Annotated in this window: 24 protein-coding genes; 16 read left to right on the forward strand and 8 right to left on the reverse strand. The window is 62.2% G+C overall.

All coding sequences use genetic code 11. From position 1 onward, the window contains the following. Nucleotides 1–188: 188 nt before the first annotated feature. On the reverse strand, nucleotides 189–542 hold the full coding sequence (locus tag KHP07_RS28300; protein ID WP_068931763.1) for a hypothetical protein: 354 nt from the start codon (nucleotides 540–542) through the stop codon (nucleotides 189–191). Between the two features lie 156 nt (nucleotides 543–698). On the opposite strand from KHP07_RS28300, the gene KHP07_RS28305 reads away from it, so the two are divergent. From KHP07_RS28305 to KHP07_RS28315, 3 genes are all read left to right on the forward strand, one after another. After that, nucleotides 699–1517 carry a shikimate 5-dehydrogenase gene (locus tag KHP07_RS28305; RefSeq protein WP_078047791.1) on the forward strand — a complete coding sequence of 273 codons (819 nt, stop codon included), beginning with the start codon at nucleotides 699–701 and terminating at the stop codon, nucleotides 1515–1517. Between the two features lie 104 nt (nucleotides 1518–1621). Beyond that, the gene (gene nosP / locus KHP07_RS28310; protein ID WP_214498438.1) at nucleotides 1622–2767 is read left to right on the forward strand and encodes a nitric oxide-sensing protein NosP; all 1146 of its coding nucleotides are present in this window, start codon (nucleotides 1622–1624) and stop codon (nucleotides 2765–2767) included. Next, nucleotides 2709–4649, forward strand: coding sequence for a PAS domain-containing hybrid sensor histidine kinase/response regulator (locus KHP07_RS28315; RefSeq protein ID WP_078047793.1), 1941 nt, complete (start codon nucleotides 2709–2711; stop codon nucleotides 4647–4649). The genes nosP and KHP07_RS28315 overlap by 59 nt, the downstream gene beginning before the upstream one ends. Before the next feature lie 141 nt (nucleotides 4650–4790). Here KHP07_RS28315 and KHP07_RS28320 read toward each other — a convergent pair whose 3' ends face one another. Both KHP07_RS28320 and KHP07_RS28325 read right to left on the reverse strand, forming a co-directional pair. Further along, a complete protein-coding gene (locus KHP07_RS28320; protein WP_078047794.1) occupies nucleotides 4791–5456 on the reverse strand; it encodes a response regulator transcription factor in 666 nt (221 codons plus the stop codon). 27 nt (nucleotides 5457–5483) lie between these two features. After that, nucleotides 5484–6023 carry a PQQ-dependent catabolism-associated CXXCW motif protein gene (locus KHP07_RS28325; RefSeq protein WP_214498439.1) on the reverse strand — a complete coding sequence of 180 codons (540 nt, stop codon included), beginning with the start codon at nucleotides 6021–6023 and terminating at the stop codon, nucleotides 5484–5486. Nucleotides 6024–6176: 153 nt separating this feature from the next. On the opposite strand from KHP07_RS28325, the gene KHP07_RS28330 reads away from it, so the two are divergent. Continuing rightward, entirely contained in the window at nucleotides 6177–6803 is a 627-nt protein-coding gene (locus KHP07_RS28330; RefSeq protein ID WP_099494544.1) for a response regulator, read from the forward strand. Here the strand turns inward: KHP07_RS28330 and KHP07_RS28335 are convergent. Both KHP07_RS28335 and exaA read right to left on the reverse strand, forming a co-directional pair. Next, on the reverse strand, nucleotides 6800–7447 hold the full coding sequence (locus KHP07_RS28335; protein ID WP_214498440.1) for a pentapeptide repeat-containing protein: 648 nt from the start codon (nucleotides 7445–7447) through the stop codon (nucleotides 6800–6802). The genes KHP07_RS28330 and KHP07_RS28335 overlap by 4 nt on opposite strands. A 57-nt stretch (nucleotides 7448–7504) precedes the next feature. Then, a complete protein-coding gene (exaA, locus tag KHP07_RS28340) occupies nucleotides 7505–9400 on the reverse strand; it encodes a PQQ-dependent methanol/ethanol family dehydrogenase (protein WP_214498441.1) in 1896 nt (631 codons plus the stop codon). A gap of 254 nt (nucleotides 9401–9654) precedes the next feature. Between exaA and pedF the strand changes: the two genes are divergently transcribed. From pedF to KHP07_RS28380, 8 genes are all read left to right on the forward strand, one after another. Continuing rightward, nucleotides 9655–10116 (forward strand): cytochrome c-550 PedF, encoded by a 462-nt coding sequence (gene pedF / locus KHP07_RS28345; protein ID WP_214498442.1) that lies wholly within the window; start codon nucleotides 9655–9657, stop codon nucleotides 10114–10116. Nucleotides 10117–10119: 3 nt separating this feature from the next. Continuing rightward, nucleotides 10120–10863, forward strand: coding sequence for a quinoprotein dehydrogenase-associated SoxYZ-like carrier (locus tag KHP07_RS28350; RefSeq protein WP_214498443.1), 744 nt, complete (start codon nucleotides 10120–10122; stop codon nucleotides 10861–10863). After that, entirely contained in the window at nucleotides 10860–11798 is a 939-nt protein-coding gene (locus KHP07_RS28355) for a quinoprotein relay system zinc metallohydrolase 1 (protein WP_214498444.1), read from the forward strand. Before KHP07_RS28350 ends, KHP07_RS28355 begins: the two co-directional genes overlap by 4 nt. A 14-nt stretch (nucleotides 11799–11812) precedes the next feature. After that, nucleotides 11813–13333: an acetaldehyde dehydrogenase ExaC gene (exaC, locus tag KHP07_RS28360; protein ID WP_214498445.1), complete on the forward strand. Its 1521-nt coding sequence runs from the start codon at nucleotides 11813–11815 to the stop codon at nucleotides 13331–13333. 234 nt (nucleotides 13334–13567) lie between these two features. Continuing rightward, on the forward strand, nucleotides 13568–13639 hold the full coding sequence (gene pqqA / locus KHP07_RS28365; protein WP_010209364.1) for a pyrroloquinoline quinone precursor peptide PqqA: 72 nt from the start codon (nucleotides 13568–13570) through the stop codon (nucleotides 13637–13639). Between the two features lie 104 nt (nucleotides 13640–13743). Next, nucleotides 13744–14907 carry an alcohol dehydrogenase-like regulatory protein ErcA gene (ercA, locus tag KHP07_RS28370; RefSeq protein WP_078047802.1) on the forward strand — a complete coding sequence of 388 codons (1164 nt, stop codon included), beginning with the start codon at nucleotides 13744–13746 and terminating at the stop codon, nucleotides 14905–14907. Continuing rightward, nucleotides 14891–16261 (forward strand): ATP-binding response regulator, encoded by a 1371-nt coding sequence (locus KHP07_RS28375; RefSeq protein ID WP_078047803.1) that lies wholly within the window; start codon nucleotides 14891–14893, stop codon nucleotides 16259–16261. The genes ercA and KHP07_RS28375 overlap by 17 nt, the downstream gene beginning before the upstream one ends. A gap of 77 nt (nucleotides 16262–16338) precedes the next feature. Beyond that, nucleotides 16339–17802 carry a DASS family sodium-coupled anion symporter gene (locus tag KHP07_RS28380; protein ID WP_214498446.1) on the forward strand — a complete coding sequence of 488 codons (1464 nt, stop codon included), beginning with the start codon at nucleotides 16339–16341 and terminating at the stop codon, nucleotides 17800–17802. 50 nt (nucleotides 17803–17852) lie between these two features. Here KHP07_RS28380 and KHP07_RS28385 read toward each other — a convergent pair whose 3' ends face one another. Further along, nucleotides 17853–18500 carry a YceH family protein gene (locus KHP07_RS28385; protein WP_214498447.1) on the reverse strand — a complete coding sequence of 216 codons (648 nt, stop codon included), beginning with the start codon at nucleotides 18498–18500 and terminating at the stop codon, nucleotides 17853–17855. A gap of 115 nt (nucleotides 18501–18615) precedes the next feature. Between KHP07_RS28385 and KHP07_RS28390 the strand changes: the two genes are divergently transcribed. Next, a complete protein-coding gene (locus KHP07_RS28390; RefSeq protein WP_078047806.1) occupies nucleotides 18616–19125 on the forward strand; it encodes a DUF1993 domain-containing protein in 510 nt (169 codons plus the stop codon). 68 nt (nucleotides 19126–19193) lie between these two features. Here KHP07_RS28390 and sstT read toward each other — a convergent pair whose 3' ends face one another. Then, nucleotides 19194–20414 carry a serine/threonine transporter SstT gene (gene sstT / locus KHP07_RS28395; RefSeq protein ID WP_078047807.1) on the reverse strand — a complete coding sequence of 407 codons (1221 nt, stop codon included), beginning with the start codon at nucleotides 20412–20414 and terminating at the stop codon, nucleotides 19194–19196. 238 nt (nucleotides 20415–20652) lie between these two features. Here sstT and KHP07_RS28400 point away from each other — a divergent pair, with 238 nt between their 5' ends. Next, complete coding sequence (locus KHP07_RS28400) at nucleotides 20653–21810, forward strand: MFS transporter (RefSeq protein WP_078047808.1); 1158 nt, start codon at nucleotides 20653–20655, stop codon at nucleotides 21808–21810. Between the two features lie 4 nt (nucleotides 21811–21814). On the opposite strand, the gene nhaR is transcribed toward KHP07_RS28400, so the two are convergent. Continuing rightward, nucleotides 21815–22717 carry a transcriptional activator NhaR gene (nhaR, locus tag KHP07_RS28405; RefSeq protein ID WP_078047809.1) on the reverse strand — a complete coding sequence of 301 codons (903 nt, stop codon included), beginning with the start codon at nucleotides 22715–22717 and terminating at the stop codon, nucleotides 21815–21817. A 134-nt stretch (nucleotides 22718–22851) separates the two neighbouring features. Between nhaR and KHP07_RS28410 the strand changes: the two genes are divergently transcribed. Both KHP07_RS28410 and KHP07_RS28415 read left to right on the forward strand, forming a co-directional pair. Next, nucleotides 22852–23103, forward strand: coding sequence for a hypothetical protein (locus KHP07_RS28410; protein WP_078047811.1), 252 nt, complete (start codon nucleotides 22852–22854; stop codon nucleotides 23101–23103). Nucleotides 23104–23144: 41 nt separating this feature from the next. Further along, the gene (locus KHP07_RS28415; RefSeq protein WP_078047812.1) at nucleotides 23145–23897 is read left to right on the forward strand and encodes a TerC family protein; all 753 of its coding nucleotides are present in this window, start codon (nucleotides 23145–23147) and stop codon (nucleotides 23895–23897) included. The last annotated feature ends 738 nt before the right edge of the window (nucleotides 23898–24635 follow it).

Below are 24635 nucleotides of genomic sequence, written 5' to 3' on the forward strand. Positions count from 1 at the left end.
CGATAGTGGAAGTATGTCGTGACACAAACATGACAGCGCGAGGCCTGTTCGGGCAAGTAGACATTGGTGTTGATGATGTGCGATTTCAGCTCTATCAGTGTCCTCAAAGCGACCTTGGCGCTGTAAATCCGGACTTTTCAGGCAAAAAAAGGCCCCGCAACCTGCGGGGCCTGTTTCCAGATGAGTCGTTACCAGCCGCGACGGTAGTAGCCGTGGGGAGGGCCGTAGTAGCCACGGGGTGGGCCGTAATAGACCGGCGCCGGGCGATAATAAACCTGCTGTTGCACATACACCGGTGGCGGCGGTGCGTAGTAGACCGGCGGCGGCGCGGCATACACCGGCTGCGGTTGCACATACACCGGCTGCTGCACATAGACCTCACGCGGCTGGCTGGCAACCACGGAGCCCACGACTGCGGCGCCGACTAAAGCACCCAATACGGCCGGGCCACCCCAACCACCACCGTGGGCTGAGGCTTGGCCTGCCATAGCGAGTGCGCCAACAAGCAAGGCGATCTTGGGGATTGTACGAATCATGGTCATTCCTCGGTTAGCCCCAGCGCTTGTGGTCTGTCATCAATAGACTCAAGTAATGTCGCGGGGATACTTTTAAGACAACGTATTTCTAAAAAACAGCACAGCCGCTAGGTAAAGGTTGTGTAAGGTCTGTACCGATTTGCTTACTCAAAGGAGCTACCCATGCAGATGCATCCCAACAAAGACACCCAACTGTGCATGTCTCTGTCGGCGCGCCCGGGGAATTTTGGCCTGCGTTTTCATAACCACCTGTACGAACAGCTGGGTCTGAACTTCTACTATAAAGCCTTCAGCAGCCAGGATTTGCCCGGCGCGATCGGTGGTATCCGCGCGCTGGGCGTACGCGGTTGCGGAGTTTCCATGCCATTCAAGGAGGCTGCCATTGCCTTGGTGGACGAACTCGACGATTCAGTCCAGGCCATCGACTCCCTGAACACCATCGTCAACACCGACGGGCACCTCAAGGCCTACAACACCGACTATATCGCCATTGAACAACTGCTGAAAAAGCACGCGGTGCCGAAAGACTCGACCTTCGCCCTGCGGGGCAGCGGCGGCATGGCCAAGGCCGTGGCCAGTGCCTTGCGGGATGGCGGCTACGCCAATGGCGTTATAGTGGCGCGCAACGCGGCGGCAGGCCGGGCCCTGGCGCAAAACCTGGGCTATGCGTGGCAGGCCGAACTGGGCGACCTGCGCCCACAGATGCTGATCAACGTCACCCCCATTGGCATGACCGGTGGCGCCGAGGCGGATGCGCTCGCGTTTGATGCCGATGCGGTGGATTCTGCCGAGACTGTGTTCGATGTGGTAGCGATCCCCAGCGAAACACCGCTGATCGTGCGTGGCCGTGCCAAAGGCAAGCGGGTGATCACGGGCCTGGAGGTGATCGCCATCCAGGCCCTGGAACAGTTCGTGCTCTATACCGGCGTGCGTCCGACTCCCGAGCAGTTCGAGAAAGCCGTGGCTTTTGCCCGAGCCTGAGGAGTAGGGGTTTCATCCCAACGCATCCCCGACCCAGTACCCAAGTAGCATAGGTCTCCCTCCTGGCCCTTCGTACACTGGTGCCTCAGAGGGGGGAGCCAACGATGCACAACAGTGAAGGCGTGGTCAGTGCCATGTCCCAGGCCACGGATGCCGGGCAGGCCGCCGAAGAGCTGGCGCGGCAACTGCTGCACCCATACTTGGGGTTTGTGCTGTTTTTCTGCTCGGCGTCCTATGACCTGCAGGCCCTGGGTCAAGCGCTGCAACAGTGCTTTGGCAGCGTACGCGTGGTCGGCTGCACCAGCGCCGGCGAAATCACCCCTCAAGGCTATGGCCGTAACTGCATCACGGCGGTGGGCTTCAACCATGCGCACTTTTCCATCGCCACTGAACTCATCGACCAGGTGGAGCATTTCAGCCTGATCAACGCCCAGGACATGGTCGAGCGCCTGGTCGGCGGCTGCCGCAGCAATACCCTGGCGCCGATCAAGGGCAACACCTTTGCGCTGACATTGCTCGATGGCCTGTCCAGCCGTGAGGAAATGGTGCTGGCGGCCCTCAGCGCGGCCCTGGGGGATATTCCCCACTTCGGCGGTTCGGCGGGTGATGACAACTTCCTCACCCACACCCACGTGTACTTCAATGGCGTGTTCCACAGTGGCGCGGCGGTGGTGGTGCTGGTCAATACCTGGCTGGATTTCGAGGTGTTCACCACCCACCACATCCTGCCGCGCACGGAAAAACTGGTGGTCACCGGCGCTGACAGTCCCTCGCGCCGGGTCTTCGAACTCAACGCCGAGCCCGCCGCCGAAGAGTACGCACGGCACATCGGCGTGGCCGTGGCCGATCTCGACCACCGCACCTTCGCCGCCCACCCACTGGCCGTGCGCATTCACGACCAGTACTACCTGCGCTCGATCCAGCAGGTGCACGACGACCTGAGCCTGAGTTTCTACTGCGCGGTGGAAAACGGCATCGTGCTGACGGTCATGAAGCCCGGGCCCATCCTGCCCAACCTGCGAACCCTGTTCGGCGGCCTTCAAGCGCGCCTCGGCGACCTGTTGCTGACCATCGGCTGCGATTGCTTTTTGCGCCGCCTGGAACTGGAAGACGCCGGCGACCTGGAACAGATCGGCGGTTATTTGCGCGATCAGCGGGTGATGGGCTTCAACACCTACGGAGAACAGTTCAATGGCATGCACATCAACCAGACCTTCACCGGGGTCGCCATTGCCCGAGGCCGACGCTGAACTGCTCGCCCAACTGGCCCGGCTGCAACAGGACAACCACAAGCTGGCCCGGATCAACGCGGCGCTGATCGAGCGCATCGAGTCCGGCATGACCCAGGGCAACAACCCCTACACCACCTTCCAGCATTCGGTGGTGCTGGCCGAGCAAGTGCGCGAACGCACCGACGCTTTGAACCAGGCGATGGCCGAACTCAAGGCCAGCAACCACCTGCTGATCAACGCGCGGCTGCGGGCCGAAGCCTTGCGCGGCGAGCAGGTGGCGGCGCAGAAAGCCCAGGAGAGCGAACGCTGGATCCGCCTGATCACCGACAACGTGCCGGCGCTGATCGGCTACCTGAATGCCGACCTGGTCTACGAATTCACCAACAAAGTCTATGAAGAATGGTACTGCTGGCCGCGCGGCATGATGCTCGGCCAGAGCCTGCGCCAAGTGCACAGCGAGCAACATTGCCAGCGCCTGGACGCCTACGTCGCCCGCGCGCTGGCCGGCGAGAGCGTGACTTTCGAGTTCGCCGAAACCAACATCAACAACCAGGAGCGCTACATGCTGCGCTCCTATGTGCCGAATATGCTCGCCAGTGGCGAAGTGGTGGGGATCTTCGTGTTGATCCGCGACATCACTGAACGGCGCCGCACCGCCGAGGCCCTGCACCAGGCCTATCAGCACCTGGAGCAACGCGTGGCCCAGCGCACCTCGGAACTCACGTCGCTGAACGACCAGTTGCTCAAGGAAATCGACGAGCGCCGGCGCATGGAAACCCGTCTGCGCGAAGCCAAGCTGGAAGCGGAGCAGGCCAACCTGTCGAAGACCAAATTCCTTGCGGCGGTCAGCCACGACCTGTTGCAACCGCTGAATGCCGCGCGTCTGTTCACCAGCGCATTGCTGGAGCGCCCCAGCGAAACCCTGGTGCGCAATGTGAGCAACTCCCTGGAAGACGTGGAAAACCTGCTGGGCACGCTGGTGGATATTTCCAAGCTGGATGCCGGGGTGATCAAGGCTGATATCGCCCCGTTTGCCCTGAGCGAATTGCTCGACAACCTGGCTGCCGAATACACCGAACTGGCACGCAGCGAAGGGCTTGAGTTGCACTTTGTCGGTTGTTCGGCATTGGTGCGCAGCGATATCCAGTTGCTCGCGCGGATCCTGCGCAACCTGTTGAGCAATGCCATTCGCTACACCTACTCAGGGCGCGTGGTGCTGGGTTGCCGACGCCAGCAGCAGCGCTTGCTGATCCAAGTGTGGGACAGCGGCATGGGCATTGCCGAGGACCGGCTTGAAGAGATTTTCCAGGAGTTCAAACGCGGCGATATCCAGCGTCCGGACCAGGACCGTGGGCTCGGGTTGGGCCTGGCGATCGTGGAGAAAATCGCCGGCATACTGGGCCATCGCATCAGCGTCAGGTCCTGGCCGGGCAAGGGCTCGATGTTTTCGGTGGAAGTGCCGCTGAGTGCCACTGCGCCAAAGTCATTGCCAACGCTGTGCATGAGCGAGCCGATGCTGGAGCGCTTGCAAGGCGCGCGCGTGTGGGTGTTGGATAACGACGCCGCGATTTGCGCCGGTATGCGCACCTTGCTCGAAGGCTGGGGCTGCCGGGTGATCACCGCGCTGTCGGAGCAGGACCTGGCGCGGCAGGTAGACAACTACCATGCCGAGGCGGACTTGCTGATTGCCGACTACCACCTGGACGACGACCAGAACGGCGTGGACGCCGTGGCCCGCATCAACGCCCGGCGCGGCAGTGCGGTGCCGGCACTGATGATCACCGCCAACTACAGCAATGAGTTGAAGCTGCAGATACGCGAATTGGGGCACACGTTGATGCACAAGCCGGTGCGGCCGATGAAGCTCAAGACCGCCATGAGTCATCTGCTTGGAAAATAAACACTGAAACACCTGCGCACGCAGATCAAATGTGAGAGCTGGCTTGCTTGCGAAAGCGGTGTATCAGTTACGGCTGTGCAAACTGACCCAGCGCTTTCGCAGGCAAGCCAGCTCGCACCTCGACCTCGTCGTCCTGACGTTTCAGCGGCGCAGGTACGAGCCGAAATCGATATCCCCAGCGCTGAGAATCGCCTGCACCCGATTGTGCACATTCAGTTTGCGCAGAATCGCCGACACATGCGCCTTCACCGTGGTCTCGGCAATCTCCAGCGTGTAGGCGATCTGCTTGTTCGACTCGCCCTTGGTCATCCGTTCCAGTACCAGCAACTGCTTGCGCGTCAGCGCTTGCAGCAGTTCTGGCGCAAACCCGGGGCTGTCGTTCATGCGGCGCTGCCCGCTGTTGCGCTGGGTGCGGATGATGTCCGGCGGCAGGTACACGTTGCCGTTGAGAATCTGCTGGATCGCTTCGGTCATTTGCAGGCGGGGTGACGACTTGGTGATAAAACCCACGGCGCCGTAGGTGATGGCTTGCAGCACGATCTGCTTGTCTTGCTCGGCCGAGACGATCACCACCGGGATGGTCGGTGACTCGTTGCGCAGGTTGATCAAGCCGTTGAGGCCATGCATGCCGGGCATGTTCAAGTCCAGCAGGATCAGGTCGAGGTCGTCGTGTTCCTGGGTCAAGGCGAGGGCGCTGTCCAGGTCGGCGGTTTCCATCACGTCGCTGCCGGGGAAACCGTCGCTGATGACGTTATGGATCGCCTCGCGAAACAGCGGGTGATCGTCGGCAATCAGAATTTTGTACATGGCCGTTCACCTTCTTGTTGTGGTTTTTTATTCAAAGGGTTCGGGTGTCGCAGCCATCACTGGCAGGTTTGCCGCTTCCCATGCGTCCAAGCCATCGCGGTACCAATACACAGAGGTATAGCCCAGGTTGGCGGCTCGTTTTACCGCGTTCCAACTCAGCCAGCAATCGGCGCGGCAGTAGAACACCAGCGGGCGTGCGAGGTTGCCGCCGGTAAAGGTGTACAGGTGTCGCGCGAAATAGCCTTGCCATTCGGGCGTGAGGTCGCCGTCGCCGGTATTGGCCAGCCAGTGGCTGCCGGGCAGGTTGGCATGGGGCTGGTCCTCGATGAAGCGGCCTTGCAGCCATTGGCGACGGTACACATCGACCAGCACGGGCGCGGGTGTCTGGGTCAGCAGGGCTTGCAGGGCAGGGGTGTCGACGATGGTCGCACCGGGCAGTTGAGCGGGCGTAGGGCTGCGGTACAGGCTGACGCGGTAGCCATCGGGGGAAAACAGTGGGGTGTCGGCCTGTACGGGCGTGAAGAACAGGCACAACAGTGCCGCAAGTGGCAGTCGAGCGGGCAGCATGGCGGGTCCGATCCTTATCGTTATGCACCCATTACACGTGAGTCCCGCTGCCTTGGGAATGCGACGATAGACAGGAAAACCAGTACCAAAGTAGTAGGTCGTGGTGGGTGCAGGGGCTCTAGCATGGGGTGATGCGCAGCCATTGGAGGCACTATGAATATCCTGCTGGTCGATGATCACGCCGTGGTCCGCCTGGGTTATGCCGGGCTGTTGCGCGACGGACTGCCGGGCGTGGTAGTGCGCGAAGCGGCGAGTGGCGAGGAAGCCCTGGCGCGGGTGCACGAAGCGGTGCCCAACCTGGTGATCATCGGCTTCGGCTTGCCGGGCATCAGCGGCCTGGAAACCACACGACGCCTGCGCCAGCGCCTGCCACAATTGCGCGTGCTGTTTTTCAGCCAGCATGCCGAATTGCCCCTGGTGCGCCAGGCTTTGGACGCGGGCGCTTCGGGATATCTCACCAAGAGCGCTTCGCCTGCGGTGATGCTTGAAGCGGTTGAGCGCATTCTTGACGGCCACACCTATATCGAACAGGACCTGGCCACGCAGCTGGCCTATCACCCCACGGACCGGCGCTTGCAGAGCATGACCCAGCGTGAGCTGGAGATTTTTCTGATGCTCGCCAAGGGCACCCCGGCTCGTTCGATTGCGGCGCAGCTGAGTATCAGCAGCAAGACCGTGTCCAACCACCTGACCTTGCTCAAAAGCAAGTTGCAGGTGAGTTCCCATGCCGAACTGGTGCACCTGGGCATCGACATGGGCGTGGTGCGGGTGGCGGGTTAACGGTCCCAGGTGGTGGGGCAGTCCCTGCAGCCTTCCATATTCGCGTCCTGAAAGTTCGCATAGTGCTGGCGGCTGCCGCTGAGAGTGGCTTTTTCCAGGTTGCTTTCGCTGAACTTGGCTTCTTGCAGGTTGGCATCGCTGAGGTCGGCGCCTTGCAGATCGGCCTTGCTCAGCCAGGTCATTTCCAGGTCGGCCGCCCTTAGGTTGACCTTGTGCATCTTCGCGCCGGACAGCCTTGCAAATTGGAGGTAGGCGGCGCTCAGGTTGGCGTTTTCAAATTGCGCGCCCTGGGCAAACATCCCCCAGCCTTGCACGGCCATCAGCGTGGCGCCGGTAAAGTCGGCCAGACGCAGGTTGGCCTGTTGCAGGCTGGCGCGGGTGAGGTTGGCGCCTTGCAGCTGGGCTTTCTCCAGGTTGGCCAGGTCGAGGTTGGCGTGGCGCAAATCCGCATCGCGCAGGTCGGCGCCGGCCAGGTTCATTTTGCTCAGGTTCTGGTTACTCAGGTTGGCGCCCTTGAGGTTGGCGCCGGGGCATTGGCTATGTTCGGCGAGGGTGCAGCCGTTGATGACGAGGGGGGCGTCGTCGCCATCGTCGGCGTGGGCCAGGGGCAGGCTCAGCAGGAGCAGTAAAGGCAAGAGTTTCATGGCGGGGCCTCTAAAGAAGGAAGGCCGGGAGAGCCTATGGATTCCCCCGGCCGAAGGTTACTGCTGAGCGGTTTTCTGATCCCAGCTCGGGATCTTGAACACCCAGAACGACCCACCCTGTGCCACTGGCTTGGTCAGCTCAGCCATGTCGCCGCCCCACAGCGGCACCGCACCGCCGTAGCCGACGGTGACGCCGATGTACTGCTCGCCATCCTGCTCCCAAGTGATCGGCGGCGAGACGATGCCGCTGCCGGTCTGGAACTTCCACAGCTCCTTGCCGGTTTTCGCATCGAAGGCCTTGAAGAAGCCATCGCCAGTGCCGGTGAACACCAGATTGCCCTTGGTCGCCAGCACGCCGGCCCACAAGGGCAGGTGTTCCTTGTGTTCCCACACCACCTTCCCAGTGGTCGGGTTCATCGCACGCAGGGTGCCGACGTGGTCGTCATACATGCGCTTGATGCGGAACCCCATGCCCAGGTACGCCGAGCCCTTCTTGTAGTTGACCTCTTCGGTCCAGTATTCCTCTTTCCACTGGTTGCCCGGGATATAGAACAGGCCGGTGTCCTGGCTGTAGGCCATGGGGTTCCAGTTCTTGCCCCCCAGGAACGGCGGCGAGACTTCCACCGGCTTGCCCTTGGTTTCACCCGGCAACGGCTTGGCCGGACGCTGGCCTTCGTTTTCCACGGGCCGGCCGGTCTTCAGGTCGATGTGGCTGGCCCAGGTGATGTTGTCGACAAACGGGAAGGCGTTCTGCAGCTTGCCGTTGTTGCGGTCGACCACATAGAAGAAGCCGTTGCGGTCGGCATGGCCGGTGGCCTTGATGACCTTGCCGTCCTTGTCCTTGTAGTCGAACAGCACCAGTTCGTTGTTGCCGGAGAAGTCCCAAGCGTCGTTCGGGGTGTGCTGGTAGAACCATTTTACTTCGCCGGTACTGGGGTCTACACCGACCTGGCCGGAGGTGTAGAGGCTGTCGAAATCGTGGGGGTTGCCGTCCTTCGATGTACGCGCCCAGGTGTTCCATGGGCCGGGATTGCCGGCGCCAACGATGATGGTGTTGGTCTCGGCATCGAAGCTCGCACTCTGCCAAGGCGCGCCGCCGCCGTGGCTCCAGGCCTCGACCTTGCCGGTTTCGGTGGTCGGGTCATCCGGCCACGACGGCGCTTTGACGTCGCCGGTCGGGGTGCTGTCCTTGCCATTCAGGCGGCCCATGTGGCCTTCCACGAACGGGCGCATCCAGACTTCTTCGCCGGTGTCCGGGTCGCGCGCATACAGCTGGCCGACCACGCCGAACTCATCGCCGGAGCTGCCGTGGATCAGCAGCACCTTGCCGCTGACTTTGTCTTTGATCAGCACTGGGGCGCCGGTCATGGTGTAGCCGGCGGCGTGGTCACCGAATTTTTTGTTCCACACCACTTTGCCGGTGTTTTTGTCGAGGGCGATCAGGCGCGCGTCGAGGGTGCCGAAGTAGATCTTGTCGCCAAAGATCGCCGCGCCACGGTTGACCACGTCGCAGCACGGGCGAATGTTGTCGGGCAGGCGGTGGTTGTAGGTCCACAGGCGCTTGCCGGTCTTCGCATCAAGGGCGAACACGCGGGAATAGGAGCCGGTGACGTAGACCACGCCGTCGCTGACGATGGCCTGGGATTCCTGGCCGCGCTGCTTCTCATCGCCGAACGAGTACGACCAGGCCGGCGTGAGCTTGAACACGTTCTTGTCGTTGACCTGCGCCAGTGGGCTCCAACGCTGGGCGTTGGTGCCCATGCCGTATTGCAGCACGTCCTTGGTGGTCAGGTGGTCGTTGGCGATGTCTTCCCAGCTGACATTGCGTGTCTGCTTCGCTGCGGGTTCGGCAGCGGCATAGCTTGCAGCACTGAGGGACAGGCTGCCCACCAGCAGAAAGGCTTGCACGGCAAGGCTCAAAGGTGAGAGGGCGGGTAGCGATCTTATTGTCATGGTTGCAGTTCCCAGTGGAGGTTTTGGCCTGCACAGGTTGCTGCCTGGATGCGGCGGCGAATACGGAAAAAGTCCCGGTATTGCCGGGACAATTTCCCGAACCGCCTCTGATTTAGCAGTGCCCCACAAGGCCTGCTACCAACGGATGAGAACCCGCCCACCAAAGCAGCATACGGGTGCCGCCGGGGGCTTCCTAAGATGGTTGCCATAGCCTCTGCGAAGAGGTTTTGCGTGCAATCCTGAGGGAAAAAATAATGACAACAAAACGCAACGCGTTGATCACCGCCTGCCTGTTTGCCGGCGCGCTCAGTGCCGGTTCCGTCTGGGCCCACGGCAACGTGACACCCACCGCCGTGGAAACCAAAGGCCTTACCCCGATCAAGGAGGCCGGCGTACCGCTGGACGCCGATGGCTGGGCTGCCACCAACCCCTATCGCACCTCCCCGGAGCACGACAAGGCGGTGGAAGTCGGTGCCTCTGCCTATAACCAGAACTGCGCCGCCTGCCATGGCCTGGAAGCCAAGTCCGGTGGCATCGCCCCCGACCTGCGCATGCTCGACGCCGGTGACGCCGGCGATGAATGGTTCGTGGAGCGCGTGCGCCACGGCGCCGTGCGCGATGGCCGGGTGTACATGCCGAAAATGGCTGACTACCTGAGCCAGGAAGCCCTGTGGGCGGTGCGCACCTACCTCGACAGCGTGCACGTCGAGGAGTAAGCCATGCGCCTGCGTGGGTGGTGGATCTGCTGCTGGCCGGTGCTGGCCTGGGGCGCGCCCGTGGACCCGGTGCCTTCGGTGATGTGGGCCTACTATCACCAGCGTTTTCTCGACAATGCAGCGTTCGTGTTCGACGAGCGGGTGAAGCTCTTGGCGCCACCGTTCGCCGAGGATGCGCGCCAGGTGCCGCTGGAGATCGACGCCCGCGCGTTCAAGGGTGACGTGGTCAGGATCCTTGCCTGGGCCGAGCTGAACCCGCTGCCGCAGATCGTCGATTTCCAGCCGCTGGAACGCGTGCTGCCGTGGCTGTCGATCCGGATTCGCATCGAGCAGGCCACGCCGTTGCGTGTGGCGGTGTTGACCAGGGATGGCATGTGGCATGTCGGCTCGACGCTGATCGATGCCGCCGGCGGCGGTTGCACGGCGCCCAGCGTGGTACGCACCCAACCGGGTTGGGAGGAGCACCTGGGCGAAGTGCTGGGCGGCCGTTACCCGCGCGCCGAGTTCAGCCGCGTGAAGCTGCAAGTTGCCCACCCGATGGACAACGGCATGGTCAGCGGCATTCCCGAATTCTTCATCCACCAGGCCGAGCTGCGCGGTGACGACAACCGGCTATTGGCGCGCCTGGAGCTGTTTCCTGCGGTCAGCGAAAACCCCAACCTGGCCTTTGATATCGAAGGTGCAGGCGCCACGCGCCTGACCCTGCGCGACACCAGCGGCAGCCAGTTCGAGGCGGCCATCCCATGAACCGGCGCTGGATTCTGTTGTGGCTGGTGCTCTTCAGCCTGCCGGCGCTGGCGGAACTGGATTACGCCCTCACACCCCGTTTGATCGCCGACAACACCTGGTTGCTGGAAGGCAGCACCGACAATTTCGCCAAGGCCAACGGCGGCAACGTCGTCAATGTCGGGTTCATCGTCACCGAAGCCGGCGTGGTGGTGATCGACACCGGGCCGTCCAGGCGCTACGGCGAAGCCCTGCGCCAGGCCATCGCCCGCGTCACCGACAAACCGGTGATCCAGGTGTTGCTGACTCACCACCACCCCGACCATGCACTGGGCAACCAAGCCTTCAAGGACGTGCCCATCGGTGCCCTGGCCGGCACCACCGTGTTGCTGCATGAGCAGGGCGACAGCATGGCCGAGAACCTGTACCGCATGGTCGGCGACTGGATGCGCGGCACCGAAGTGGTGTTGCCCAATCAAGCACTGCAAGCGGGTGTAAAGAGCTTTGGCAGCCACGACCTGCAACTGCTGCAGCTGCGCGGCCATACCGGTGCCGACCTAGCGATCTTCGACCAGAAGACCGGCGTGCTGTTTGCCGGTGACCTGGTGTTTTACCAACGTGCGCTCACCACGCCTCATTCACCGGGGCTGCTGATCTGGCTGGCGGATATCGCCACTCTGCAAGGTTTGCCCTGGACGCTGATCGTACCCGGCCACGGCCCCATCGCGACCGACGCCAAACCCTTCGAGCAGATGCACGACTACCTCACTTGGCTCGACCAGTTGCTATGCGACGGTGCGGCCCAGGGCAGTGACATGCCTGAGCTGATCCGTAGCCCGATCCCCGAGCGATTCGCCGCGATCAGCCTCAGTCGCTATGAGCTGATCCGCAGCGTGACCCACCTGTACCCCCACTACGAACGCACCCAGATGCAGCCCATCAACACCCAACAATAAGCAGAGGCCTCACCATGATCTACGCCCAACCTGGCACCCCCGGCGCCATCGTTAGCTTCAAGCCGCGCTACGGCAATTACATCGGCGGTGAGTTTGTCACGCCGATCAAGGGTGAGTACTTCACCAATACTTCGCCGGTAACTGGTGAAGTGATTGCCGAATTCCCGCGCTCCAGCGCCGCCGATATCGACAAGGCCCTCGACGCCGCGCACGCGGCTGCCGATGTCTGGGGCAAGACCTCGGCCCAGGACCGTTCCCTGGTGCTGCTGAAAATCGCCGACCGCATCGAACAGCACCTCGAAGCACTGGCCGTGGCCGAGACCTGGGACAACGGCAAGGCCGTGCGCGAAACCCTCAACGCCGACGTGCCCCTGGCCGCTGACCATTTCCGTTACTTCGCTGGCTGCATCCGCGCCCAGGAAGGCGGCGCCGCCGAGATCAACGAGCTGACCGCCGCCTACCACTTCCACGAGCCCTTGGGCGTGGTTGGGCAAATCATCCCGTGGAACTTCCCGCTGCTGATGGCCGCGTGGAAACTCGCACCGGCCTTGGCCGCCGGTAACTGCATCGTGCTCAAGCCAGCCGAGCAGACGCCGCTGTCGATCATGGTGTTTGCCGAGCTGATCGGCGACCTGCTGCCGCCTGGCGTGCTGAACATCGTGCACGGCTTTGGTCGCGAAGCGGGGGAGGCGCTGGCCACCAGCAAGCGCATCGCCAAGATCGCCTTTACCGGCTCCACTCCGGTGGGCGCGCACATCATGCATGCGGCGGCCGAGAACATCATTCCGTCCACCGTGGAGCTGGGCGGCAAGTCGCCGAATATCTTCTTTGAAGACATCATGCAGGCCGAGCCGCAATTCATCGAGAAAGCCGCCGAAGGCCTGGTACTGGCGTTCTTCAACCAGGGCGAAGTGTGCACCTGCCCGTCGCGGGCGCTGGTGCAGGAGTCGATCTATGAGCCGTTCATGGCTGAGGTGATGAAGAAGATCGTCAAGATCAAGCGCGGCAACCCGCTGGACACCGAGACCATGGTGGGCGCCCAGGCGTCCGAGCAGCAATACGACAAGATCCTCTCCTACCTGAAGATCGCCCAGGAGGAGGGCGCGGTGCTGCTCACCGGTGGCGCGGCCGAGCGTTTGGAAGGAGACCTCTCCAGCGGCTATTACATCCAGCCGACCCTGCTCAAGGGGCACAACAAGATGCGCGTGTTCCAGGAAGAAATCTTCGGGCCGGTGGTGGGCGTGACCACCTTCAAGGACGAAGCCGAAGCCCTGGCGATTGCCAACGACAGCGAGTTCGGCCTGGGTGCCGGCCTGTGGACCCGCGACATCAACCGCGCCTACCGCATGGGCCGGGCGATCAAGGCCGGACGGGTGTGGACCAATTGCTATCACCTGTACCCCGCGCATGCAGCCTTTGGCGGTTACAAGAAGTCGGGCGTCGGGCGTGAGAACCACAAGATGATGCTCGACCATTATCAGCAGACCAAAAACCTGCTGGTGAGCTACGACATCAACCCGCTGGGCTTCTTCTGATTCAACGCGGTCAAAACTGTGGGAGCGGGCTTGCTCGCGAAAGCGGTGGATCAGTCAACCTATATGTGGCTGACACACCCTATTCGCGAGCAAGCCCGCTCCCACATTTTGACTTCTGTACATTCGCGACTAATGCAGTGTCTTCGCTACTTCGAAAGTAGTATTCGCCCTCTCAACCTCACATGCATTAATGCCTATACCGGAACCCTCCGGCCCAACAAGAGGACTGCCCCCATGTGGACCAAACCTGCGTTTACCGACCTGCGTATCGGCTTCGAAGTCACGATGTACTTCGCTAGCCGCTGACTGCGGGTGCTGTCGGAAGGATGCCTCTTTGGTCTGATTGCATTCGCAGCCGGATGGGTTAGTGTGGAGCGCATTCTTCCAAAATAATAAAACCAGGCTTTCCAATGAGCCCTAATCTGAGCCTTCTGCGTAAATTCGTCTCGCCTGAAATCATCTTTGGTGCCGGTTGCCGGCACAACGTTGGCAACTACGCCAAGACCTTCGGCGCGCGCAAGGTGCTGGTGGTCAGCGACCCCGGTGTGATCGCCGCCGGTTGGGTCGCCGATGTGGAAGCCAGCCTGCAAGCCATCGGCATCGACTACTGCCTGTACACCGCCGTGTCCCCCAACCCGCGTGTCGAAGAAGTGATGCTCGGTGCCGAGGTGTACCGCGAAAACCACTGCGACGTGATCGTCGCCATCGGCGGCGGTAGCCCCATGGATTGCGGCAAGGCCATCGGCATTGTGGTGGCCCACGGGCGCAGCATCCTCGAATTCGAAGGTGTCGACACCCTTCGCGTGCCCAGCCCGCCATTGATCCTGATTCCGACCACCGCCGGCACCTCGGCGGATGTCTCGCAGTTCGTGATCATCTCCAACCAGCAGGAGCGCATGAAGTTCTCCATCGTCAGCAAGGCGGTGGTGCCGGATGTGTCGCTGATCGACCCGGAAACCACCGCCAGCATGGACCCGTTCCTGTCCGCCTGCACCGGCATCGACGCGTTGGTGCATGCCATCGAAGCGTTCGTTTCCACCGGTCATGGCCCGTTGACGGACCCCCATGCGCTGGAGGCGATGCGGTTGATCAACGGCAACCTGGTGCAGATGATCGCCAACCCCAGCGACATCGCCCTGCGTGAGAAAATCATGCTGGGCAGCATGCAAGCCGGGCTGGCGTTTTCCAATGCGATCCTGGGCGCGGTGCACGCCATGTCCCACAGCCTGGGGGGCTTCCTCGACTTGCCCCACGGGCTGTGCAACGCGGTGCTGGTCGAGCATGTGGTGGCGTTCAACTACAGCTCGGCGCCGGAGCGTTTCAAGGTGATTGCCGAGACGTTCGGCATCGACTGCCGGGGCCTCAACCATCGACAAATCTGCGCGCGGCTGGTGGACCATCTGATCGCGCTCAAGCACGCGATCGGCTTCAACGAAACCCTCGGCCTGCACGGCGTGCGCGTGGCGGATATTCCGTTCCTGTCCCAGCATGCGATGCACGACCCGTGCATCCTCACCAACCCGCGTGAGTCCAGCCAGCGTGACGTCGAGGTCGTCTATGGCGAAGCTCTCTGACGACCAGCAACGTGCCCTTGCCGGGCTCTTGGGGCTGGGCAACCATTCAGCACGCAAGAGCCACTACCCGGAACTCACCGCCCGGCTGGATGAGCTGGAAGCCGAGCGCAAGCGTTATATCCGCCTCAACGACGAGCTGGAACAACGCGTTGCCGCGCGCACCGACGAGTTGCTGGAAGCCAACCACAACCTGCAACAGCAGATTGCCCAGCGCGAGCAGATCGAACAGGACCTGCGCGACGCCCGCGACGCCGCCCAGGCGGCCAACCGCAGCAAAGACAAATACCTGGCCGCCGCCAGCCATGACCTGTTGCAGCCGCTCAACGCCGCACGGCTGTTGATCGCCACCCTGCGTGAGCGCCAGTTGCCCAGCGTCGAGCAGGTGCTGGTGGAACGCACGCACCAGGCGCTGGAAGGCGCCGAGGATTTGCTCACCGACTTGCTGGACATCTCACGACTCGACCAGGCCGCAGTCAAGCCGGATGTGGCGCTGTATCGCCTCGACGAGCTGTTCGCACCGCTGGTCTCGGAATTTCAATCGGTGGCCCAGGCGGCGGGCTTGAACCTGCGGGTGCACACCGGGCCTTATGCGATCAGCACCGACTTGCGGCTGCTGACGCGGATCCTGCGTAATTTTCTCAGCAATGCCTGCCGCTATACCGACGAAGGTTGCATCCTGCTGGGCGCGCGCAAGCGGGGCGATTGCCTGCGCCTGGAAGTGTGGGACACCGGGCGCGGGATTGCGGCGGACCGGCTGCAGGCGATTTTCCTCGAGTTCAACCAGCTCGACGTCGGCCGCGCGGCGGACCGCAAGGGCGTAGGGTTGGGCTTGGCGATTGTGGAGCGTATCGCCGAGATTTTGCGGTACCCGATCGCCGTGCGCTCCTGGCCGGGGCGCGGTTCAATGTTCAGTATCGAGGTACCGTTGAGTGCCGACATGCCCCTGCCGATCAGCCAGTTGCCGGTGCAGCCGACCACCGGCAACCCCTTGCCGGGGCGGCGTTTGCTGGTGATCGATAATGAGGTGAGCATCCTCGAAAGCATGCGCGCGCTGCTCGGGCAGTGGGGGTGTGAAGTGGTCACCGCCACTGACCAGGCGGGTGCGTTGCTGGCGCTGCAGGGCCGGGCGCCGGAGCTGATCCTGGCGGACTATCACTTGGACCACGGGGTGGTGGGCTGCGCGGTGGTCAAGCACCTGCGCGAGCATTTCGAGCAGAAAATCCCGGCCGTGATCATCACGGCAGACCGTACCGACCAATGCCGACGCGCCCTTCGCCGGCTGGAAGCGCCCTTGTTGAACAAGCCGGTCAAGCCCGGCAAGTTACGCGCGGTGCTCAGCCAGTTATTGGCCTAGGGCGTTGACACCTGTCAACACGCCGCGCGGCGCTTTGCCTCATGCTCAAGGCCTGATCTAGAGCCTTGGAGCACCCCATGAGCGCGGCATCTTTCAAACTCCCCCTGGGCCTGGTGATCGCCGTGCTGGTGATGGCCGGGGTGCTGTTGTTGCCGCTGCCCGCCGACTTGCCGGTGGCCGGGCACCGCATGCTGGCGATCCTCGCCTTTGCCGTGGTGGTGTGGATCACCGAGGCGGTGTCCTATGAGGCCAGCGCGATCATGATCACTTCGCTGATGGCCTTTCTGCTTGGCACCGCGCCGTCGCTGCAAGACCCCACGCATGTGATCGGCACCAGCCCGGCAATCAGTATGGCGCTCACCGGGTTCTCCAACCCGGCGCTGGCGTTGGTGGCGGGGGCACTGTTTATCGCGGCGGCCATGACCCACACCGGCCTGGACCGGCGTATCGCCCTGGTCACCCTGAGCCGTGTCGGCACCAGCACCCGGCGCATCCTGCTGGGGGCGATTGCGGTGACGATCCTGCTCAGCCTGGTGGTGCCCAGCGCCACCGCGCGCAGTGCCTGTGTGGTGCCGATCATGATGGGGGTGATTGCTGCATTCGGCGTGGACAAGCGCTCGAACATCGCCGCCGGCATCATGATCGTCGTGGCCCAGGGCACCAGCATCTGGAACGTCGGGATCCAGACCGCCGCCGCGCAGAACCTGCTGACGGTCGGCTTCATGGACAAGATGCTCGGCCAGCGTGTGTCGTGGATCGACTGGCTGATCGCGGGCGCGCCGTGGGCGTTGATCATGTCGGCGGTGCTGCTGTTTCTGGTCCTCAAGTTGCTGCCGCCAGAGACCGACAGCATTCCCGGTGGCAAGGAAGCGGTGGCGCAGTCGCTGGTGGAAATCGGCCCGATGACCGGGCCACAGAAACGCTTGCTGAGCGTTTCCGTGTTGTTGCTGCTGGCCTGGGCCACGGAAGGGCGCTTGCACAGTTTCGACACCACTTCGACCACTTACGCCGGCTTGGTGTTTTTGTTGTTGCCGGGGATCGGCGTGATGACCTGGAAGGATGTGCAGTCGCGTATTCCGTGGGGCACGGTGATTGTGTTCGGGGTGGGCATCAGCCTGGGTACGGCGCTGCTGACCACCCAGGCCGGGCAATGGCTGGGGGCTACCGTGGTGGCGCACACGGGGTTGGATCAGGTCGGGCCGTTGGGTGTGTTTGCGATTCTTGGTGCGTTCTTGATCCTGATCCACCTGGGCTTTGCCAGCGCCACGGCACTGACCTCGGCGTTGCTGCCGATCCTGATTGCGGTGTTGCAGACCTTGCCGGGTGAATTCAGCCGCCTGGGCATGACCATGCTCTTGGGGTTTGTGATGAGCTACGGGTTTATCCTGCCGATCAATGCGCCACAGAACATGGTGTGCCTGGGAACGGGCACGTTCACGGCGCGGCAGTTTGCCAAGGTGGGGATTCTGGTGACGCTGGTGGGGTATGCCTTGATGCTGGTGTTCGCGGCGACCTATTGGAGCTGGCTCGGTTGGGTTTGACCCCGCCAGGCGCACCCGGGCACGCGCAGGTGCCCGGGTGCGCACATGCGTCAGGCCTGTTCCAACCGAGCCAGGCGCTCCTCCAGCGCTGCGATCCGCGCTTCCAGTTCTTCCAGCCGGTCGACAGACACCGCCGCCCCGCGCTCTACCGGACTGCCGCGCGCGGCCAGAATCGCCTCGATGTCCGCCGGATCACCCAGCGCATGGGTATATCGGTCTTCCCGCTGGCCCGCCTGACGCGGCACCAGTAACGCCAGCCCCCGCGCAATCAGGCGCTCGAGCTGGTGCACGACCTGCTCGGCGTCTTCGAAGTCGTGCATACGCCCGCTGCGGGTCAGCAGTTCATTGACGGTCTGCGGCCCCCGCAAGAACAGCAGCCCGGTCAGGATCACCTGGGCCGGCACCAATTCCAGTGCCTTGTCCACGCGATGCTCCCAGCGGTCGGCACGGCTGCCCATCACCAGGCGGGTAAAGCCTTGGCGTTCAAGCACGCGCAGGCTTTGACCGACTTGGCCCTGGCTGAGGTTCATCACTGGCTCGCGGCTGGTCTTCTGATTGCAGGCCAGCACCAGGGCGTTGAGGGTCAGGGGGTAGGTTTCCGGGTTGGTCGCCTGTTTTTCGATCAGGCAACCCAGGATGCGGATTTCCGTGCTGTTCAGGCGCGGCTCAGGGGTGTCGGTGTCGTGCTCGGCGGTCATCGCGCTTTCCCTATGCAGTGAAGTGCCTAGCGTAAGCCGGAAAAAATAAAAGACAAGCTGCGGGCATGTCTATAATCGCCGCTGGTTCAAACCGTGCCATAACCATGAGACTGCCATGACTATTTCCCTGTACGCCGCTTCCATCCCGGTCTTCAAGCAAATGCTCACCGCCCTGAGCGGCGTGTTGACCAAGGCCGAAGCCCACGCTACCGCCAAGAACATCGAGCCGAACGCCTTGCTGCAGGCCCGCCTGTTCCCGGACATGTTCCAACTGGTGCGCCAGGTGCAGATCGCCGTCGATTTCGCCAAGGGTGTTTCCGCACGCCTGGCCGAGATCGAAGTACCGAAATATGAAGACACCGAAGTTACCTTCGCCGACCTGCAGGCGCTGATCGCCAAGGTCCTGGCCTTTATCGACACCGTTACGCCTGCGCAGATCGACGGCAAGGAAGGCATCGAGATCATCACCCGTCCTGGCACGCCGAAAGAAAAGCGCTTCAGCGGCCAGTCCTACCTGCTGACCTACGGCCTGCCGCAGTTCTTCTTCCACGTCACCACGGCTTACGCCTTGCTGCGCCATAACGGTGTGGAAGTGGGCAAGCGCGACTACATGGGCGCTTTCTAAGCACCCAGCCACAAAAAAGCCCGGGGCGTTCTTCAGTGAACGACCCCGGGCTTTTTTTCGACTGGCGGTTAAGCCGGCTGTTCTTCCTTGCCCAGGCAAGCGGCGGCGGTGAACAGCACATCGGTGGATGAATTCAACGCGGTTTCCGCCGAATCCTGCAGCACGCCAATGATGAAACCGACCGCCACCACTTGCATGGCAATCTCGCTGGGAATGCCAAACAGGCTGCACGCCAGCGGAATCAACAGCAACGAACCGCCCGCCACGCCAGAAGCACCGCAGGCGCAGATAGCCGCGACCACGCTGAGCAGCACCGCCGTGGGCAGGTCGACGGCGATGCCCACAGTGTGCACGGCGGCCAGGGTCAGCACGGTGATGGTGATCGCCGCGCCGGCCATATTGATGGTGGCACCGAGCGGGATCGACACCGAGTAGGTGTCTTCGTGCAGGCCCAGGCGTTTGCTCAGTGCCAGGTTGACCGGAATGTTCGCCGCCGAACTGCGGGTGAAGAACGCGGTGATCCCGCTTTCGCGCAGGCACATCAGCACCAGTGGGTACGGGTTGCGGCGCAGTTTCCAGAACACGATGGCCGGGTTGATCACCAGCGCGACGAACAGCATGCAGCCGATCAGCACCAGCAGCAGGTGAGCGTAGCCGAGCAGGGCGCCGAAACCGGAGGTGGCCAGGGTGGAGGCCACCAGGCCGAAAATGCCCAGCGGCGCAAAGCGGATTACCACGCGCACGATCAGCGTGACGCCGTTGGACAGGTCGTCGATCACGGTGCGGGTGGTTTCGCCGGCATGCCGGATGGCAACCCCCATGCCGATGGCCCAGGCCAGGATGCCAATGAAGTTGGCATTCATCAGTGCGCTGACCGGGTTGTCCACCACGCTCAGCAGCAGGCTTTGCAGCACTTCACCAATGCCGCCCGGGGCGCTCACTGTCGCATCGTGGGTCGCCAGTACCAGCGAAGAGGGAAACCACATGCTCGCAATCACCGCGACCACGGCAGCGGCAAAGGTGCCCAGCAAGTACAGGAACAGGATCGGTTTGATATGGGTTTCCTGGCCGTGCTTGTGGTTGGCGATCGACGCCATCACCAGCACAAACACCAGGATCGGCGCCACGGCCTTGAGCGCAGCGACGAATACCTTGCCGATAAACCCGGTGGCCCTGGCCGCCTCGGGCAACAGCATGGCCAGTAGAATGCCAGCCGTCAGGCCGATAATGATTTGCGTGACCAGGCTGACACGCGCCAGTCGTTGCAGGAGGGAAGGGGCAGCAGTCATAAACATTGTCTCTAGTTTTTTGAAGGCACAGCAGCGCACGCAGAAACGGCTGTAGGACGCGGATCGCGAAGTCTAGCATGCTGTATGAACATATCCTGACGGTGCGGCATTGCGTCATCCCGGCCCGCTGGCCTTGGCCAAATCCAGACATACTCTGTTAAGATTCCTTCCTCTCATCTTTCCTCTCTGTCAGCGGGCCCTTCGGGCTGTCGTTGATGTCGTCGTTTCTGGAGTTTTCATGTTGTTTCCCATCCTGCTGCTGTCGGCCGCCGGCTTTACCGTGCTGACCACAGAATTCGTGATTGTCGGCCTGCTGCCGTCCATTGCCCGCGACTTGAACGTGAGCGTGTCCCAGGCCGGGCTGCTGGTGACCTTGTTCGCATTTACCGTGGCGGCCTTTGGTCCGTTTCTCACGGCGTACTGCGCGCGTTTCCCACGCAAGCGGCTATTTATCAGCATCCTGATCATGTTTGGCGTGGCCAATACAGTGGCGGCGCTGGCACCGAATATCTGGGTGATGGCGCTGGCGCGGTTGATCCCGGCCCTGGGCTTGCCAGTGTTCTGGGCCTTGGCCAGTGAGACCGCGGTGGACATCGTCGGCCCCGAATACGCCGGGCGCGCCATCGAAAAGATCGGCTTCGGGATCGTCTGCGCCACGGTGTTCGGCATTCCGGTGGGCACGCTGATTTCCGATATGTTCGGCTGGCGTACTGCGTTTGCGATCCTCGCGGTCGTGGCGGTGGCCAAGGCCTTGCTGCTGTTTATCTACCTGCCGGTGACAAAGCCGAAGAACGATGAGGTGACGTTGCGCTCGCAGTTCAAGATCCTGCGCAACCCGCTGATGCAGGGCCATATCCTGCTGTCGATCCTGGTGTTCAGCGGCATGTTCACGGCCTACACCTACCTGGCGGACATCCTTGAGCGCCTGGCCGGTTTCGACGGTACGTTGGTGGGCTGGTGCCTGATGGGCTTTGGTGCGGTCGGGCTCATCGGCAACTCGCTGGGCGGGCGTGCGGTGGATCGCCACCCGTTGATCGCGTCCATGGTGTTCTGCGGCTTCATGATCGCCGGCATGGTTGCGCTGGTACCGGCGATTCACTCCACCGTCGGCCTGGCGGCGGCGATGGCCGTGTGGGGCGTGACCCAGGCGGCCATGTTCCTGGTCAGCCATGTGCGCCTGATGAAGGCCGCACCCCATGCGCCGGCGTTTGCTGCGTCGCTGAATATTGCCGGCGCCAACCTGGGGATTGGCCTGGGGGCGATGGTCGGCGGCCATGTGATCGACACCCTCGGCCTGGGCAGCCTGGGCTTTGCGGCATCCGGGTTTATCCTGGTGTCGATCTTGCTGGCGTTGTGGCTGATGACTGCCAAGCAACCGGTTGCCTCCCAGGCTTGAACCGTCAGGGCAGGGTGGTAAACAACTCCCGTCGCGCGCCTTCGGTAATCGCCACGATACCGGGGTGCTTGACCTTGCGCTCCACCGAGATCGCGTAGAACGACTCGGTCACGGCCACGGTCTGGCCAATCAGCGCCACGCCGTACTGGCGCACCACCTCATCGGCAATCACGCTGGGGGCGATGAAGATCCCGCTGCCGGATTGACCGAAAGCCTGCATCAAGGCGCTGTCATCGAACTCGCCGATGATCTTCGGTTGGATCTGCTGCTCGGCAAACCAGCGCTGCAACCGGCTGCGCACCACGGTTTCCGCGCCGGGAATCAACAACGGTGCGCCGTGCAGGCACTGTGGGAAGTCACCCCCGTAGGCGTCAGCCAACGCCTGGGTGGCGAAAAAGCTGATGCCACATTCCCCCAGTTTCTGGCTGTAGCCCTTGATATCCAGGTGCGTGGGCATGGGGCTGTCGGAAATCACCAGGTCCAGGCGCTGGATCGCCAGGTCGGCCAGCAGGCGTTCGAGTTTGTCTTCGCGGCAGGTGATGCGGATCGGCTCGCTCAACTCCATGGTCGGCGCGATCAGCCGGTAGACGATGGACTTGGGCACCACATCCGCCACGCCGACGCGGAACAGGATCTGCTGTTCGTCGGGTTGCGCGCGCAGCATCGCCTCCAATTCATTACCCGTCTGGAACATCTGTTCGGCGTAGGGCAGGGCCTGGCGACCGGCTTCGGTCAGTTCCAACTGGCGGCCGACGCGCTGGAATAGCGCCACGCCATAGGTCTCTTCCAGCAGGCTGATCTGCCCACTGATGGTCTGGGGCGTGAGGTTGAGTTGCTCACAGGCGCGCACGATGCTGCCGGTCTTGGCCACCACCCAGAAGTAGTGCAGTTGTCGGTAATTGAGCATAGCGGCCATCACTTCGTGAAAACCGAAGTATACGCGAGAAAAATACGAATTTTCCTGAACTGTCCGCCTGCATAGAATGCCTCGCTATCGCGGGGCCACTATTTGGACCCAATGGTTCTAACGAGGAAGACATCATGAAACTCAATTCCCTGGGCGCGGCAGCGTTGCTTGCGCTTTCATTGGTAGTGATCGGCGGTTGCGATCAGGTCGAGAAAAGCGCGCAGCAGGTGCTGGGCAAGGCCACCGAGTCGGCCAAGCAAGCGATCGATGACACCCACAAAGCCGCCGAACAGGCATTGAGTGAAGCGACAAACGGCCTGATCACCCCGCAGAAGAAGGATGACCAGGAAGAGAAAGAAGCCGAATCGAACCGCAACGAAGCTTAATGACCCGCCCCTCATTTCCCGTACAACGTCAGGACTGACCTATGGACTACCTTTTACAACTGGCCGCCAGCCCCACCGCCTGGGTTGCCCTGGCAACCTTGATCGTCATGGAGATCGTGCTGGGCATCGATAACCTGATCTTCATCTCGATCCTCACCAACAAATTGCCGGAGAAGCATCGGGCCAAGGCACGACGCATCGGTATCAGCATGGCGTTGGTATTGCGCCTGGGCCTGTTGAGCACCATCGCATTTATCGTGCAACTGACGACGCCGGTGTTCGAAGTGTTCGGCCAGGGCTTCTCGTGGAAGGACATGATCCTCATCGCCGGTGGCCTGTTCCTGGTGTGGAAGGCGACTACCGAGATCCACCACAGCATGGACCCGGAGCCGGAAGAGAAGGAAACCAGCACCAGCAACGTCGTGGCGATCGGTTTTGCCGCGGCCATCGGCCAGATCCTGTTGCTCGACCTGGTGTTCTCCATCGACAGCATCATCACCGCCGTGGGCATGACCGAGCACTTGCCGATCATGATCATTGCCGTAGTGACCTCGGTCATCGTGATGCTGGTGGCGGCCGAGCCGTTGGCCAAGTTCATCAATGACAACCCGACCGTAGTCATGCTGGCCCTGGGCTTCCTGATCATGATCGGTATGACATTGATCGCCGAAGGCTTCGGCGCCCACGTGCCTAAAGGCTACGTATACGCAGCCATGGCATTCTCGGCGGCCATCGAATGCTTGAACATCGCCCGCCGCAACCGCCACAAGCGCTTGCTGGCTGCCCGGCAATAACAGCAGAAACACAGGCTCGCTCCGCTCCCACCGCCAACCACGATGCGAAGCGAGCCGCTCTTGATCTTGCTCTTGATCCTGCTCTTGATCCTGCTCTTGATCCTGCTCTTGATCCTGCTCTTGATCCTGCTCTTGATCCTGCTCTTGATTCGCTTTTGATCCGCTTTTGATCCGCTTTTGATCTAAGGCGCCCCGTCAAACACGCTGGCCGGAATTCGACAGGGATTTGGGGGGTAAACCGGCAGGGATGCCGGTTTAGCCGCCCCGCGCCATGGATGGCGCGTGGCGGCGGCCCCCCAAATTCCTGTCGGATTACGGGCACACCGAGCCTAGGCGAGGTGCCGAGTGTTGGGGCAAGAGCCCTTTGGTTACTTTGGGGCTTTTCCAAAGTGACCCGCCGTAAGGGCGGAACCATTAGCAGCCATTACCCAAGCAACGGATATGTACTCGGTCTGATCCAACATCCTGGTCGGCTGTGAGGCCGTCTTCGCAGGCAAGCTAGCTCCCACATTTGGATCGCGGGGCGACAGTTAGTTTGTGGTCGGCTGTCAGGCCGTCTTCGCAGGCAAGCCAGCTCCCACATTTTTGGATCGTGGGGGGACAGTTAGATTGTGGTCGGCTGTCAGGCCGCCTTCGCTGGCAAGCCAGCTCCTACAGTTAGATCGCGGGGTGACAGTTAGATTGTGGTCGGCTGTCAGGCCGCCTTCGCTGGCAAGCCAGCTCCTACAGTTAGATCGC

The organism is Pseudomonas sp. VS40 (assembly GCF_018587885.1).
GTDB classification, from domain to species: domain Bacteria; phylum Pseudomonadota; class Gammaproteobacteria; order Pseudomonadales; family Pseudomonadaceae; genus Aquipseudomonas; species Aquipseudomonas pergaminensis.